This window comes from Chryseobacterium endalhagicum, assembly GCF_016745235.1.
Taxonomy (GTDB): domain Bacteria; phylum Bacteroidota; class Bacteroidia; order Flavobacteriales; family Weeksellaceae; genus Chryseobacterium; species Chryseobacterium endalhagicum.
Genome location: NZ_JAELVM010000002.1, coordinates 893,559 through 909,990, shown reverse-complemented (window position 1 = coordinate 909,990; position 16,432 = coordinate 893,559). Strand labels below are relative to the sequence as shown.

Sequence of the window (16,432 nt, the reverse complement as noted above, 5' to 3'; positions counted from 1 at the left end):
ATGAAAATTATATTATCATTTTTACTGTCTTTGTGCTCAGTAATTGGTTTTTCGCAAACTATACTTTACCAGACAGAAAGTACATCACGGACGGTTCAGGATCCGCAAACCGTGGTACTTGCACCCGGCTTTAAAGCTTCTTCGGGGACAACCAATCCTTTTGTGGCCAAGATAGGGCCCGGAACCGAAAATCCGGGAGGAGGACCTACAGATTCCAATGCTGGCGCCAATAATCCAAGTGGAACGACAGCTCCGCAAGACAAAAAATTTCATGATACTAAGGGGAATATAGAGGTAACTCAGTCAGGGCAACTTCAATACACGTTAGATGTTGACCTTCCTCCTGGCGTTAAGAACATGATTCCTAATATCAGCCTTGTTTATGTCAGTGGAGCGGGCAATGGCCTTGTGGGTTATGGTTGGAATATTTCTGGTTTAACAGCCATCTCAAGAGTTGGAAAAAATCTCGAAAAGGATGGGATTACGAAAGGAGTACAACTTGATTACTCAGATTATTACAGCTTTAATGGACAAAGGTTAATATTAAAATCTGGAGAATATGGAAAAGATGGTGCAGAATATCAGACAGAGAAGTACTCCAATATTAAAATTAAATCTGTTGGAGCAGTCAATGGGCAAACATGGCAGGGTCCAGAATATTGGGAGGTCACTTCTCCAGACGGATCCCAAGTATGGTACGGGGCTACAGCTACGGGAAGCAGTACAGCCAGAACTCCCATAGACTATAATATTGTAAAGTCCCGAGACATTAATGGGAATTATATTACCTATAGCTATACTGTGGATGGAAACGTCTCAGTGATCAGCTCCATTGAGTGGGGAGGAAACGAAACCAAAAACACACCGCATTTCAATAAAATTGATTTTATTTTTGTTGCCAGGCCAATGCCTGAAACAGCCTACATCAAAGGAAACCTGTTTTCACAGTCAAAGCTGCTTGAATCTATTGTGGTTTCTACTGACAGCAAGCAATATAAAAAATATAAAATCACTTATAAAAAAGATCTTCAGGAAACTGCTTATCGATATTTAGAGAAAATAATTGTTCTAAACAACAAAAATGAGGAAGCCAACCCTGCGTCTTTTACTTATGAAAAGTCAATGGACATACCTAATCCCAACATCAGAACCTGGACTAGTACAGGTTCAATCAAAACTAATGATCAACAGGATATAATGGGTGATTTTGATGGTGATGGAAAGTTGGATTTAATAAGATACCACTCCGCAACATCATCTAAAGTGCCTCAGATAGGAGTATATTTATATAAAGATTTTTACACTCTTAATTATTTTGAGAGCTTTATAAATCCTATATATCTTGGAAATTCGGTGGGCTTAGATGAAATAAAAAATGCGGTTCCTACAAATTTCAAAAAAAATAATGTTATTTATAACAGGCAGGGATTCGCGTCATACAAAAAGGTATTAAATCCGGCAACTTCAAAAAATGATTTGGAAGTATCATTATACATCGTTTCCACGGATAATATTCTAACATTGGATTTGAGAAAAATTATTCCCAATGCAGATTACGATAATTCCTCCGGAACCACTCAAAATGGAACCAGAACAACAATTGTTGGTTTAAAAAATGTTGATTTTAATGGTGACGGGTTAAGTGAGCTTATACTACAGCTTAATGATAGAGAATGTCAGGTTATTAATCCTCTTGATCCTGGTACGGGAAAACTGCCCTCTGAATGTGAAAGTTATATAAGATATTATGCTGTAAATCCAGATGAGCCACTTCAAAGTAACAGCTGGTACTACCCTATTGAACTTTATGGAAATAGTGATGAAGATATTTTCTTGAAATATAGAGGTGGGGATTTTAATGGTGACGGCGCATTTGATTTTCTAAAAATAGATTCGGCTGGTAAGCCCCTGCTCATTACCTTTCAAAAAAACACTCAGGGTCAATACGAGTCTAGCATATCTGCTTTTAATTCCACCGATAATGAAACGATAAAAGGGTCGTGGGATGACGGTCTGGTAGGTGATTATAACGGAGACGGCCTGAGTGATCTCATGATGCCTACAGCTGCTACATCAGCGATCTGGTATATATATACCTCAAAAGGAAAGGGCTTTGTAGAAGATACCAAAGTTTTTGAGCGGCATAGAAGAACCCGTACAGTAAATACGAGCTCAGGTAACATCAATATCCTTAGTCCCACAACTTTTGTAGCTTATGATATTAATAATGATGGAAAGACTGAGCTGATACTTCTTGAATCAGGCAGGGAGTATTACAAAGAATTCATTCAAGATAGCAATTTGGGAGTTAAATATACAAGGAGGAAAGATCATTGGGTTAAGATTCTGGCACCTTTTGGAGGAGGACAAAATCCAACCTCAAGCAATAGCCAGCCTTATCCCGGTAATATCACCATGTATTTAAATGAAAACAATATTAATGCAGAGCTAGCTGTCAACGAGAATGATCTGATAGGTTTACCAGTTGACCAATGGACAGGAGCTATGCTTGGGAAAAGGTTTATGCTGATATCTGCCACTTCAATATCCGGAGATAATCCCGGTGGCCCTAATATGAGACAAATAGTGGCATCGCACCCGTACTATGATATTTCAATGGAAGGCCGGATTAAAACTATATCACAGGCTGGAATTACCACTGAGATTGTTTATAAGGAACTTGATAAAAATAAAAATCCGGGATTATATGACAGTACTAAAACAGAGAATTATCCCTATATCGAAATAAACCAATCCACAAGAATGTATGTGGTTTCAGGAATAACAAAGACCGTAGCACCCAATAAAATACTAAAACAGGATTTCAGGTACAGGGGGCTTACTTCAAATATCTTGGGAAGAGGAATGATCTGTTTCAGAAAAACAGCCAGAAGCTCATGGTATACCGATGGATTTGAAAACACAAAGGTATGGACAGGTGTAGAAAATGATCCATTGAATGATGCGATTACTGTAAAAAAATGGTCCATAAGAACGAATGATGACACTAAAATATTTCCGGCTGATGTTTCTGAAAATAATACCCAGCTACTGAGCTTTGAATCGACAATACATCAGATTGATAAAATTTTAAACGGTCAGGTAATAGCAAGTGTACCGGATGCTGAAAAAGATAAGGTAGTCACGGCCATTGTTCCAAAAATAAGTAAAGAAAAAGATTTCATAACAGGTACAATTGCTGAAAGTACAGTTACTTATGGCGAATATTATCTTCCGGCAGAAAGTATCTCGAAGATCAATTCTTCCTACGCAGTAACGACTTCAACCTATACATATAATAACAATGCATCTGGAACAGGCACTAATTACTATATAGGCCGTCCAAAATCCAAAACTGAAGTAGTTCAGGCATATGGTGATACAAAATCAGGAAAAGAAGAATATACATATGAAAGTAACCGGATAAAAACCATTAAAAAATGGAACCGGGATAATACAGGTTTCTTATTGGAAACTTACGGCTATGATGATTTTGGTAATATAACTGAAAAGATGGTAAGCAACAGTACTGATGCGCAGACCCAAACTATCAAAAGCGAGTACGAAGCAAAAGGAAGATTTATTGCTCATACCACAGATCATTTAGGATTGGTAACTACCTTTATCTATAATGATTTTGGACAAATCCTAACCCAAACAGATCCACTTCAAAATACTATTACTAACACTTATGACGAGTGGGGAAAGCTACTGACATCTAAATCTAATCTGGAAGGGATGACGACCTATCAGTATATAAGAGATAGTAATGCAAATATTACTACTATCCAGTATGATCCGGATGGAAATGTTTCTAAAAAATACATTAATAAATTAGGGCAGGTATATAAGTCTTCAACAAAAGCTTTTGGACAAGATAAGTACGTGTCCAAAGAGATTCAATATGATATTCTGGGAAGAAAAATTCAAGAATCTGAACCATATTTTGAAGGGCAAAGTGCAAACCTTTGGAATATTATAAAATATGATGATACTGTTTTTCCAGCAATTGTTACTTCGACTTCATTTAATGGTAAAAAGGTTAAAACTTCAGTTTCCGGATTGACAACAACAGAGGAAGAGGAAAACGGCAATCAAAGGATAACTTCAAAAACAACTGACGCATTAGAAAATCTAGTTTCAAGTACTGATAAAGGAGGTACAATTGAGTTTTCCTATAATGCAACAGGAGAGCAAATTCAGGCAAAGTACGGTGAAAATACAGTAACCACAAAGTTTGATGTCTGGGGCAGAAAATCTGAATACAATGATCCGTCAAATGGTATTTATAAATACGAATATGATGGTTTCGGGCAGCCTAAAAAGATAATAAGTCCAAAAGGAACTAAAGAGTATACTTATAATAATTTAGGGCAGTTGATTTCGCAAAAAGAACTTTCTACGGTGGATGGTGGACAAACGACGGATAAAATAATTTCTTTTATCTATGACAATAAAGGGAGGATTACCTCAAAATCCGGAACATCAAAAGGTAAATCATACAGTTCAAATCTGGTATATGATCCACGCGGACGATTAATATCATCTTCTGAAAGCAGTAATGGAAAGTATTTTATACAGAAAGGAATTACTTATGACGATAGGGGAAGGGTTATCAATTATGAGAAACAGTTGTATTCTTCCGGTATTCTTTCAAAAGTTATTTTAGAAAATGTATATAATACATGGAATGGTGAGCTGCACCAGATAAAAGATAAAAATTCTGGAAAAGTATTATGGGAATTAAAGGATACTAATGCCAGAGGGCAGGTTTTAAAAGCTAAATTAGGAGCATCAGATATTACTAATTTATATAATGATGCAACCGGCTTCTTAAAAGAAATTGAACATATTTCTCCTGTTCAGGGGATTCTAAATATCCAGTATACCTTCGATGCTATTAAAAATGAACTTAATCTAAGGAAAACTTTGGGTGGTTTTAATATTATTGAGTCATTTAATTATGATACGAACAACAGGTTAACCAGCTGGACAAACCCTAAGACTGGACAGAATTCTCAAAATATTTATGATATTAAAGGAAGAATCACAGAGAATGACCAGGTGGGAACAATGAAGTATGAGAACCCTGCTAAGATTTATCAGCCGACTGGAATGACATTAAACGCAACAGGAACTCAGAATTACAACAATGATTTGGTACAAACTATTATTTTTAACGAAAACAATGACCCTGTATTCATTGACGGAGAAAAAGGAGATGTAGCTTTCCAATACGGTTTAACGAATATGAGACAAAAGGTAACATATGGTGGAAATTTCAGCACTGACGGAGAGGGTAAATTCAACAAATTCTACAGTGAAGATGGAAGTTTTGAGGTTGTAAAAGATAATGTTACCGGAAAAGAAAAGCATACTTTGTATATTGGAGCAACTTCGTATGAAAGTAATATCATTTACTTTAAGAATTATGATGAAACTAGTGGTTCTTACAAATTCTTGCATAAAGATTATATAGGAAGTATCTTAGCTATTAGTGATGAAGTCGGAAACAAGCTGGAGCAAAGACATTTTGATGCGTGGGGTAATTTCACTCATTTACAAATAGCAAGCGGAGCCACTATCACAGATAAAAATATCATTGACAATACTGTGTTATTATTGGAAAGAGGATATACGAGCCACGAACATTTTACAGAGATAAGTATCATCCACATGAACGGAAGATTGTATGATCCATTACTAAGAAGGTTCTTAAATGCTGATGAGAACATACAAGATCCTACAAATACCCAGAATTATAATAAGTATGGGTATGTGATGAATAATCCACTCATGTACAGTGATCCTGATGGAGAGTTCTGGCTGTTCTTAGCAGGAACTTTAGTGGGTGGATATCTCAATGGAGTTCAGGCCAATGGTTCATGGAATCCTGGAAAATGGAATTGGGAAAAAACATGGAGTTCAGTATTAGGAGGAGCTATAGGAGGGGCTGCTGTTTCCGGAGCATTAGGAAATATCGCTAATAATGCAGGGGCAATTAAAAGCTTTTTGCCGGGAATTGTATCAGGAGGCTTAAATTCAGCATTTAAAGGATCTAATTTCCTTGGGGGAATGATAGGTGGAATATCCTATAAAACTAATATATTTGATAATAAAGTAACTTCAACACGCATGGTTGACGCTGGATATAGATATATTATTTCTCCTGAAGATATTTATAGTGATGATCAGGAAGGTGATGGTCCGGGAGGCAGAATTGTTAAAATAAGAGGAAGGAGATATTATGCTGACAGGAGCAATCTGCCTGCAGAAGTTGGAAATATAATAAATTCTTTTTTCGGCGGAGATTCAGATTTTTGGGTAGAACATCAGCCATATAATCCTACCGAAGAGCGTATAATGACAACATATGTGAACACAGCAGCAGGATATTTGGCAGGGGGAGTTGTAGCAAAAGTTGCTGGTAGAGGAATTGGAGCTTTATCAAGAGGAACAACCCCTCAAGTTGTAATGAAATCTGCAGATTTTGGCCGAATAATAGGATGGGGAGAAAGTCAAAGTGCCAAAGCAGTAGAACAAACAATTAACGTTACTAAAAACTTAACAAGGTCACAAGTAAAAAGCTGGGCCAAACAAGGCCTTACAAAACACTGGGTTCAAGATCAATTGAGTAAATATTCCAATGCTCTTATAAAAGGAGGTGATAAATTAAAGAATACTCAGTTAATGCATCGAAAGGAATTAATGGAGAAAATATTACATTTATGGAAATAAATAGTTTAAAACAAATGTTGATTGAATTAACTAAATTTTGGAGAAAACAAAATATTCTGACATCTTCAAAGTCAAAACAAGAGATTGAAGAATTTCAAAAGAATAATGGTCTCCATTTACCTGATGACTTTGTGGAATTTTATTCACAACTGAATGGCATGGAAACACTTTATCCTAATGAAACAGACGAAGAAGGTTTTTTGCTATATCCATTAGAAGCAATTCTCCCACTCAGTTGCGAATTTCAGGATTCTGAGCTAAAAAATAAAGAACGTTATTTTTTATTTGCAGAATATATGCAGAAAAGCTGGTGGTACGGTGTTGAAGTCATAAATGATAAAGATTACATTATTGGAATTATTCCTGAAAAAGACTTTTTTAAACCTATTACTAATTCTCTGACAGATTTCATAAAGCTATATATGGATAACTCTCCAAAATTATATGATTACTGATTTAATAAAAAAGAAATATCAAAAGATAACCACATTATACAGATTCATTACTAATTTCCAGCCACATAAAAATTGATTATTAATGACAACATTATGTAATTCACCATATTTACTTCACGTAGAATAAAATAATCACGTTCATCTAAAAAGTTGCAACACACAATAATCCCCCGAAAGCTCGGGGGATTATTCGTGAAAAAACCACCGCACTACACGATGGCTTAAAAAAATCAAATCTAAATAAATAATTACAGGTTAGGATTGTTCTCAATCTCCTTCTGCGGAATACTGAACAGATAATACCTGCTGTTCGGGGCAAAAGCCGTCTGATCCGGGAAATTAAAGACGGAATGTCCTCTTCCGTTTACGGTTTTTACGGTTCCGTCCGGAGTGGTGATTTGCACTTTAATAGGCTGCCCGTTGGCATCTACATAGGGTTTTCTTGCTACAGTCCCCTGTGTTCTGATGATATCTGAAAGGGAGAATCCTTCTCCGAAAAGTTCTTTTCTTCTTTCGATCAGAACTTCTGCGATCACATCATTCTGGGAAAGAGATCCACTGTAAGGATTGGCATTTCTGGCTGTTTTCAATTCGTTTAAGACGGTTACTGCGTTTGTAGCATTGCCGTTTCTGGCTTCTGCTTCAGCTTCAATCAGGTACATTTCCGAGGCTCTCATTAATACAATATCTGCGATAAGACCTGTTTTAAATTTAAACTTGGAATATCTCAACAGTCCCTCTCTCCCGGGAAGCCCATCCCATTGAAACAGCTGGGATCTGATGTCATTGGCATCAAACAAATTTTTGAAAAAAGGATCGGCCATAAAACTGTAGTAGTAACTTCCGGAAGATGACACATCCAGATAGTGAAATGCATAGCTCGCACCGGATTGTTCCTGAGTCTGACCATGTCCCCAGATCCATTCTCCGTTGCTGATATCATTGAAACCTTCCTTATATTTTTCAGCAGTCATTAAAGGATATCCGGTTCTGGCGATTTTTGCCGCAGCAGCAGCTTTACTCCATTCTCCGGTATTCAAATAGGTTCTGGCCAAAAGTCCGTTCACTACAGCTTTGTTGATCTTGTCTTTATTGTTTCTTGTATAATTGGTCAATAAATTATCTGCTTCCGTAAGGTCGCTTTTAATCAAAGTATAAATTTCCTCAAGACTTGCTCTTTTCTTTGGAACAGAACTGATGGTTGAAGGTTCCGTATAAATTGGAGCCGTAAGCGCTGTTCTGTCCTTCAGATAACTGAATTGGTAGAAACTGGCCAGATTCAGATAACAGAAAGCCCTCAATGCTTTAGCCTGTCCTTTTACCTGGTTTTTCTTTTCCTGACTGCCTTCTGTCTGATCAATACGGGCAATCACATTATTCATATTATTAATGGTTGAATACAGGGTGAACCATATAAACTGCGGACGGGAAACCGTATTGTTGATCATTTCCGTAAAAGCATAGGCAGAGGGGAAACCGTATTTATTTCCAAGGATTGCCACATCGCTTCCCATGGCATCACTGGTTCTTAAAACCGTGGAATACCCGAGATTGGCATACGTTGGTCCGTCATCATTCAACTTCGCCCATGCTCCATTGATTACCGTTTCAGCACTTTCTGCCGTTTTGAAAACTTCTTCACCGCTGGCCTGATCCGTGGGAGCTGTTTCCAGTTCATTTGCACAGCTGGTTAGAGACCAAAGGGCAATCAGGGCAAAAGATATATATTTTAATTTTTTCATTGTTTCAGATTTAAAGGGTTAAAGAGTTGCCTGAAGGCCAAAAGTGATCGTTCTCATAGCAGGATATCTGTAATATGTAGTTCCATCCAATGCCTGTTCCGGATCCATTCCTTTATGTTTGTAGAAAGTCAGAAGGTTTTCTGCCTGAACATAAATCCTGAATTTCTTCAGTCCCAGTTTTTCAAAATAATCGGACGGAAGTGTATACCCCAGGCTCACATTTTTAAGCCTTGCATACGTTCCGGAATATAAAAATCTTGAAGAAGAAGAATTCCAGTTATTCGTTGTGGTACTCAATGCAGGAACATCTGTATTCGGGTTTTCCGGCGTCCATCTGTTCAGCATTTCTGCGCTCCATGCGCGGCCTCCCGCATTTCCGTTAGACATCAGTGACGTATAATCTGTATCCAGGATTTTTCCACCGATGCTGAAAGTCAGTAATCCGGAAAAATCAAAGTTTTTATAAGTTACACTCGTAGTCACGCCTCCTGTTACTTTAGGCAGTGCAGATCCCTGGAAAGTTCTTGTTGCTTTGGCATATTCGGAAGTCGTTCCGTCTACTGTATTTCCGTTTGCATCCTGATAGATGTATCTCCATAAAGGCTTTCCGTTTGAAGGATCTACGCCTTTCCACTCCTGAAGATAAAAATCATAAATAGAACCGCCTACTTCCAGACGTTTTGTTCCGGTTACTACAGGTCCTTTCGGAAGTTTTGTAATTTTATTTTTCAGAGTGCTCAGATTCACATCTATATTCCATTGGAAATCATCATTTTTAATCGGTGTGGTGAATAATGAGAATTCAAAACCAGTATTCTGTATCGTTCCAACGTTGAAAGGGAAATCACTGATTCCCAGTGATGGCGCAACCGGCATATTAAACAGAAGATCCTGACTTTTACGTTTAAAATATTCTACGTTACCTTTAATCCTGTTGTTTAGAACAGCAAATTCCACCCCAACATTCAGGTTAAGATTGGTCTCCCATTTCACATCATTCGTCTGTACTTTTTCAAGAACGGTTCCAGGCTCTCCCAGATTATTGTAAAATTTATATAATTCCTGGTAAGCATAATAAAGTGAAGAGCCGTTGGGCCTTCTTAATTTATCATTCCCCTGCCCTCCATAACTCGCACGCAGTGTCAATTGGTTGAAGACATTCAGATTCTTGATAAATTCCTCATTGGAAGCCTTCCATGATCCTCCCACTGACCAGAATTTCCCCCATCGGTTATCTGCAAAGAATCTTGAAGACCCGTCTGCCCTTCCCGATACGGATAAGAAGTAGGTATTATTGAAATCATACTCAGCTCTTCCAAGAAAACTCAACAGGGAAAATTTGTCACTGTTTCCGCTGAAACTTCCCAATAAGGCTGCTGCATCCGGTTCATAATAGTAAGGAAGCGAAAACTGGCTTCTTGAACCTGAAATAGTCTGATAATCGTACTTGTAGAATTCCTGACCTCCCAAAACATTCAGATGATGTTTCCCGAATTTCTTATCATACGTCAGAATATTACTCGTCGTATAGGAAAGTGTTCTGCTGTTTGATTTTGTAACCGAACCGCCGGTTTCACTTCCCTGCCCGATAAGCGGATTCGAGTAGTAATGCCCATTGTAGTTCACTAAATCAACCGAAAAGCTGGTTTTAAATTTTAGTTCCGGCAGGAAAGTAAAATCTAAAAATCCTTTTCCCGAGAAGTTATCCTCTTTATTTTCATTCTTATCCAAAGGCAGTGTAGCCGCTGCATTCTGGTTCTGTAATGCGCTTGTAGGCCTGTATTTCCCAAAATCATAAATCCTGTTTCCGTCTGCATCGTATCTGTAGCTGCCGTCAGCATTTCTTTCGTAATAAGGATAGAAAGAAGGAATTACCCTTGCTGCATTGATGATATTATCAGTTCTTGAATCTGAAGACGGCGGTGCATTCTGAATACTGTTGGTATAGCTTAAATTCACTCCCGCGTTCAGCCATTTCTTTACTTCTGAATTGACTTTTAATCTGGTTGCAAATTTCTGAAATCCTGATTCTATCGCGATTCCCTTATCGTCAAGATACCCCAGGGAAAAGAAATAGTTGCTTTTTTCACTTCCGCCGCTGATATCAAAATCTACCTGGCTTCTGGAAGCTGTTCTCTGAAGAATATCTCTCCAGTCATCATTCCATAAAGCTTTTGCACCGGGAACAAGCTTTCCGTCTGTCCCTACAGGATTCGGGAAACCGGCTCCGTAAGGATTGATTCCCAAAGCAGTGGTCAGGTTATCACTCGCCATCTGCGCGGCCTGCTGCGAATTGATCTGTCCGGATTTATATCCGTTTCTTAACGCTTCCCAGTACAGCTGGAAATATTCATCGGTGCTTACCTGCTTATAATCTTTTACGGCTCTGCTGGAAAATCCCTGGCTGATATTAAAATTAACCCTGGATTCTCCTTTCTTACCGGATTTCGTGGTAATGATAATGATTCCGTTCGCACCTCTTGAACCGTATAATGAACTGGCCGTGGCATCTTTCAAAACACTGATGGATTCAATATCATTCGGGCTTATGGAATTTATATTTCCGTCAAAGGGAATTCCATCCACTACATACAGAGGGTCACTGGATGCACTGATAGAGCCCACTCCCCTGATTCTTACTGAAGCCGTAGAGCCTGGCTGTCCTGAAGCACTTACTGCCTGAACACCGGGCACCTGCCCTTCCAATGCTTTTGTAATATTGGTAACAGGTCTGTTATTGATCTTTTCGCTTGAAATGGTGGCTACGGAACCTGTATAACTTGTCCTTTTTGCTTTACCATAAGCGATTACTACTACTTCATCAATTTCCTTTTCATTGATGGTATCTTTTTTCGGCTTTGCTTCCTGTGCATGAACGCTGATGATTCCAAGGAAAAATACAGCTGCTGAAGGTATCCAAATTTTAGGATTAATTAAATTTTTACCAACCATAATCAATTTTGTTTATCATATATTAAAAAATTAACCCTTTGCAGAAAAGACAGCAAAGGGCATCGTTCAGTACGATAAACCAAATGCTTATTTTTCCTTTAAAGGCTGAATGTAACACCTTGCGCTGGGGCAGGTTGTTAAGATTTCACAGGGTCAGTTCCCTCCATCTTTCTTTATAAGCCGATCGAAATATGTCTGCAAATCTAAAAACAATTAGTCTATAAAACAAGTAGACTTTAATATTTTTTACATGATATTATCAAAAATTAACTTAAAAACCAATTAAAAACACCCTAAAACAGACAGTTACGACGTTATCAAATTCTTAAACATGATAAATATCATTGCAGATAATACAATACAGTAAAATCTCAATTAATTCAAAAAAAATATGGGGAATAAGGCTAAACTTTATAAATTTATAGAATGAAAGTTTTAATCGTAAACGGCCCCAACCTGAACCTTTTGGGCACAAGAGAACCTGAAATCTACGGCAGCGCTTCCATGGAATCCTGCCTGGAGCAACTGAGATCAGAATTCACTTCTCATGAGCTGAATTATTATCAGTCGAATATCGAAGGAGAAATTATCAACAGATTGCAGGAGGATAATTTTGATGCTCTTGTGATCAATCCCGGAGCCTATACGCATTATTCGTACGCGATTGCGGACTGTCTAAAGAATATCAGAAAGCCTAAAATCGAGGTTCATATCAGTAATATTTACAAAAGGGAAGAATTCCGCCAGAAATCTGTAACGGCTGCGAATACCGATGCGGTATTGTCAGGTTTTGGAATGGATGGATACAGGTTGGCTTTATTGAGCTTAAAATCCTAGATTCATTAACCACAGATTTCACAGATTTACACAGATGATTGCTTTTTACTTAATAGGCAAATCTTCTAAACTAAGATTAAGTTCTAAAAAAGGATAATAAAAAAAGCCTCATCGATGATGAGGCTTTTATTTATTAAGTAGTCTGCTGCTGAAGCTGAGGTCCTGAAGCGATTAGCTTCTTCCCTTCTTCAGTATCGCAGTACTGTTCAAAGTTTTTGATATATCTTGCTGCAAGATCTTTTGCTTTTTCTTCCCATTCTCCAGCATTGCTGTACGTTTCTCTAGGATCAAGGATACCTTCAGAAACATTTGGAAGCTGAGTTGGAATTTCAAGGTTCATGATAGGAACCTGAGTTTTAGGAGCATTTTCGATAGATCCGTCAATGATGGCATCGATAATCGCTCTTGTATCTTTCAGAGAGATTCTATTTCCGGTTCCGTTCCAACCTGTATTAACAAGATAAGCTTTAGCACCGTGCTCCTTCATTTTTCCGATCAATGTTTTAGAGTACATTGTTGGGTGAAGGGTAAGGAAAGCTTCTCCGAATGCAGGAGAGAAGGATGGTTCAGGCTCAGTGATTCCTCTTTCTGTACCCGCCAGCTTGGACGTATATCCGCACAGGAAGTGGTATTGTGCCTGGTTTTCATCTAAAATAGAAACCGGAGGCAATACCCCGAATGCATCAGCAGAAAGATAAACGATCTTCTTAGCATGTCCGGCCTTTGAAGGAAGAACAATCTTGTTGATATGGTAAATTGGGTAAGATACTCTTGTATTTTCTGTGATAGACCCGTCTTTATAGTCGGCAATTCCGTTGTTTACCACTACGTTTTCAAGAAGCGCATCTCTTTTGATCGCTCTGAAAATATCCGGTTCTTTTTCTTCTGAAAGGTCAATTACTTTAGCATAGCATCCTCCTTCATAGTTGAATACTCCGTTGTTATCCCAGCCATGCTCATCGTCACCGATAAGGAATCTCTTAGGATCTGCAGATAAAGTAGTTTTTCCTGTTCCTGAAAGACCAAAGAAAAGAGCTACATCACCATCCTCACCTACGTTGGCAGAACAGTGCATGGAAGCCATTCCTTTTAATGGAAGGTAGTAATTCATCATCGCAAACATCCCTTTCTTCATTTCACCGCCGTACCATGTACCTCCGATGATCTGTAGTTTTTCAGTAAGGTTGAACATAATGAAATTCTCAGAGTTTAATCCCTGAGCTTCCCAGTTCGGGTTTGTTGTTTTTGAACCATTGATTACTGTGAAATCCGGCGTACCGAAGTTTTCAAGTTCATAATGGGACGGACGGATGAACATATTAGTAACGAAATGCGCCTGCCACGCTACTTCAACGATGAACCTTACTTTTAGTCTTGTATCTGTGTTGGTACCACAAAAGGCATCAACTACATAAATTTTCTTAGCATCAGAAAGCTGGTCCAGCACTAATCCTTTACAAGAATCAAAATTTTCCGCTGTAGTAGGAAGGTTTACTTTCCCATCCCAGAAAATTGTGTCTCTCGTAACATCATCCTGAACTATGTATCTGTCTTTAGGTGAACGACCTGTGAAAATTCCAGTTTTTACTGATACTGCACCGGATTCTGTAAGCTCAGCTGTCTCAAAGCCTTGATTTTCAGGAGCTACTTCAGCCTGATATAACTCTTCGTAAGATGGGTTATAGACTACTTCATAATTTCCTTTAATCCCTAATTTTTCTAAATCCTGGATGATTTTAGCGTGTTTCATTTTACTTATATTTTCTATTTCTTTATTGGGTTCAACAAAATTAATATTAATTATTTGTTAAAGGTGGTTTAAATATAATGATATAAGTCAGAATGACAAATAAAAATAAAGGATTGTAAATTATTGATTATAAATTAATTATATCAGACCATTCAAAAACGGTCTTAAAACCTTTTCCCCAAAAATAGTCCTTATAGCCGTCAAATTTAGTGCTCATCACAAAATCTCCACCCCATGCCCCCAAACTTTTAACAAAAACAGGGCAATCTGCAAAAAATCGTTCTTTAACTGTGGGAATTTCAAGAAAATTCGAAATTTTTTGTTCATGAATCATCATCAGTGCAGAAAATTTTTCCAATTCACTGCATAACAAAACTTTTTTTGTGATTTCCGAAAATTCATCCACCAGTTTTTGAGACTTGATTTTTGACTTGTAAAAACTGATCCCTTCCCTGCTGTCCTGTTTCTGATTTAAATGAATAAAAATCAGTTCATTTTTGAATGCCGGACTGAAATTTACTTTTTCATAAGCTACCTCAGGTTTGCTCCGAAAAAGTACTGCCGATTTTTCTTTTGCAACGGCAATATCATAGCCGCTTCCTCCTAAACTGATTGAATTCAGTTGAAAAGGATTGATTTCTGCCCATTCGGCAAGGTTGTTCATTAAAGTGGAACTGCTTCCAAGTCCGTAATCGGCGGGAAACTGAAGATTGGTCTTTAAATAACAGGTATTGTTGTTTTTGAATCTGATTTCAGAAAGCTGCTGAACATTTTTTAAGGTTTTGAGAATGAATTCAGCGCTTGAAAGAATATTGGTTTCCAGAATCTGCCAGTTCTTATAGTCGATGACAGCCGTGAGCCATAATGTATTTTGATGGTAAGCTTCCCAGAATATCAGGGATTTTCCATCTTCTTTTTCTTCAAAAAAAAACTCTTGTCCAAGCTTGGTAGGTACCGCCAGGACAAGAGCTCCGTCTATCGCGAAATATTCTGAAGTAAGCATAAGCTTTCCCGGTGAAAATATTCCGCTCATATTTTTAATTTTTAGATTGCAGAGGCGACATCTACAGAAGAATCAATTTTTTTGATTAATCCCTGAAGTGTTTTTCCAGGTCCTACTTCAATGAAATTGGTAGCACCGTCTTTAATCATATTTTGAACAGACTGCGTCCATTTTACAGGACCTGTAAGCTGTGCAATAAGGTTTTGTTTAATTTCTTCAGGATTTGTAATCGCTGTAGTTGTAATATTCTGATATACAGGAATTGTAGCGTTTCTGAATTTTGTTTTCTCTATGGCTGCGGCAAGTCTTTCCTGCGCCGGCTGCATCAATGGTGAGTGGAATGCTCCGTTTACCGGAAGCAGTAATGCTCTTTTCGCACCCGCTTCTTTAAGTTTAATGCAAGCTTCTTCTACAGCAGATGTTTCTCCTGAAATTACCAGCTGCCCAGGGCAGTTGTAGTTTGCCGGAACCACGATTCCGCTGATCTGTGCACAGATCTCTTCTACTTTAGCATCCTCTAGACCTAAAATAGCCGCCATAGAGCTTGGATTGGCATCACAGGCTTCCTGCATGGCTTTTGCTCTTTCGGATACCAGTTTCAGACCGTCGTCAAAGGATAAAACTCCATTGGCAACCAAAGCTGAAAATTCTCCTAAAGAGTGTCCTGCAACCATTTCGGCTCCAAGACCGTTCACTGCTTTTAAAGCAGCTACTGAATGTATAAATATGGAAGGCTGGGTAACCTCTGTTTTCTTAAGATCTGCATCCGTCCCGTTGAACATCAACGAAAGAATATCGAAACCTAAAATTTCATTGGCAGATTCCATTAAGTCCTTAATGTCTTTTCTAGAATCGTACAATTCTTTTCCCATTCCTACGAACTGAGAACCCTGCCCAGGAAATACAAGTGCTTTCATGTATTGATTTAAATATTATGCAAATATAAAGATAATGT

General features: G+C 38.0%; 8 protein-coding genes and 1 riboswitch. Of the genes, 3 read left to right on the top strand and 5 right to left on the bottom strand.

Translation table 11 applies throughout. From position 1 onward, the window contains the following. Both JET18_RS14345 and JET18_RS14340 read left to right on the top strand, forming a co-directional pair. The gene (locus tag JET18_RS14345) at nucleotides 1-6,738 is read left to right on the top strand and encodes an RHS repeat-associated core domain-containing protein (protein WP_202092156.1); all 6,738 of its coding nucleotides are present in this window, start codon (nucleotides 1-3) and stop codon (nucleotides 6,736-6,738) included. Beyond that, nucleotides 6,729-7,193, top strand: a complete 465-nt coding sequence (locus JET18_RS14340; RefSeq protein ID WP_202092154.1) for an SMI1/KNR4 family protein — start codon at nucleotides 6,729-6,731, stop codon at nucleotides 7,191-7,193. Before JET18_RS14345 ends, JET18_RS14340 begins: the two co-directional genes overlap by 10 nt. A 248-nt stretch (nucleotides 7,194-7,441) precedes the next feature. Here JET18_RS14340 and JET18_RS14335 read toward each other — a convergent pair whose 3' ends face one another. Both JET18_RS14335 and JET18_RS14330 read right to left on the bottom strand, forming a co-directional pair. Continuing rightward, nucleotides 7,442-8,935 carry a RagB/SusD family nutrient uptake outer membrane protein gene (locus JET18_RS14335; RefSeq protein ID WP_202092152.1) on the bottom strand — a complete coding sequence of 498 codons (1,494 nt, stop codon included), beginning with the start codon at nucleotides 8,933-8,935 and terminating at the stop codon, nucleotides 7,442-7,444. Between the two features lie 18 nt (nucleotides 8,936-8,953). Continuing rightward, nucleotides 8,954-11,887, bottom strand: a complete 2,934-nt coding sequence (locus JET18_RS14330) for a SusC/RagA family TonB-linked outer membrane protein (RefSeq protein ID WP_202092150.1) — start codon at nucleotides 11,885-11,887, stop codon at nucleotides 8,954-8,956. Between the two features lie 84 nt (nucleotides 11,888-11,971). Beyond that, nucleotides 11,972-12,069: riboswitch (SAM riboswitch) on the bottom strand. A gap of 244 nt (nucleotides 12,070-12,313) precedes the next feature. Between JET18_RS14330 and JET18_RS14325 the strand changes: the two genes are divergently transcribed. After that, nucleotides 12,314-12,724, top strand: a complete 411-nt coding sequence (locus JET18_RS14325; RefSeq protein ID WP_202092148.1) for a type II 3-dehydroquinate dehydratase — start codon at nucleotides 12,314-12,316, stop codon at nucleotides 12,722-12,724. Between the two features lie 133 nt (nucleotides 12,725-12,857). On the opposite strand, the gene pckA is transcribed toward JET18_RS14325, so the two are convergent. The 3 genes from pckA to fabD all read right to left on the bottom strand — a co-directional run bounded on the left by pckA (nucleotide 12,858) and on the right by fabD (nucleotide 16,394). Then, complete coding sequence (gene pckA / locus JET18_RS14320) at nucleotides 12,858-14,474, bottom strand: phosphoenolpyruvate carboxykinase (ATP) (protein WP_202092146.1); 1,617 nt, start codon at nucleotides 14,472-14,474, stop codon at nucleotides 12,858-12,860. A gap of 127 nt (nucleotides 14,475-14,601) precedes the next feature. Beyond that, complete coding sequence (locus JET18_RS14315; protein ID WP_202092143.1) at nucleotides 14,602-15,507, bottom strand: GYDIA family GHMP kinase; 906 nt, start codon at nucleotides 15,505-15,507, stop codon at nucleotides 14,602-14,604. Between the two features lie 11 nt (nucleotides 15,508-15,518). Next, nucleotides 15,519-16,394: an ACP S-malonyltransferase gene (gene fabD / locus JET18_RS14310; protein WP_202092141.1), complete on the bottom strand. Its 876-nt coding sequence runs from the start codon at nucleotides 16,392-16,394 to the stop codon at nucleotides 15,519-15,521. Nucleotides 16,395-16,432: the final 38 nt, after the last annotated feature.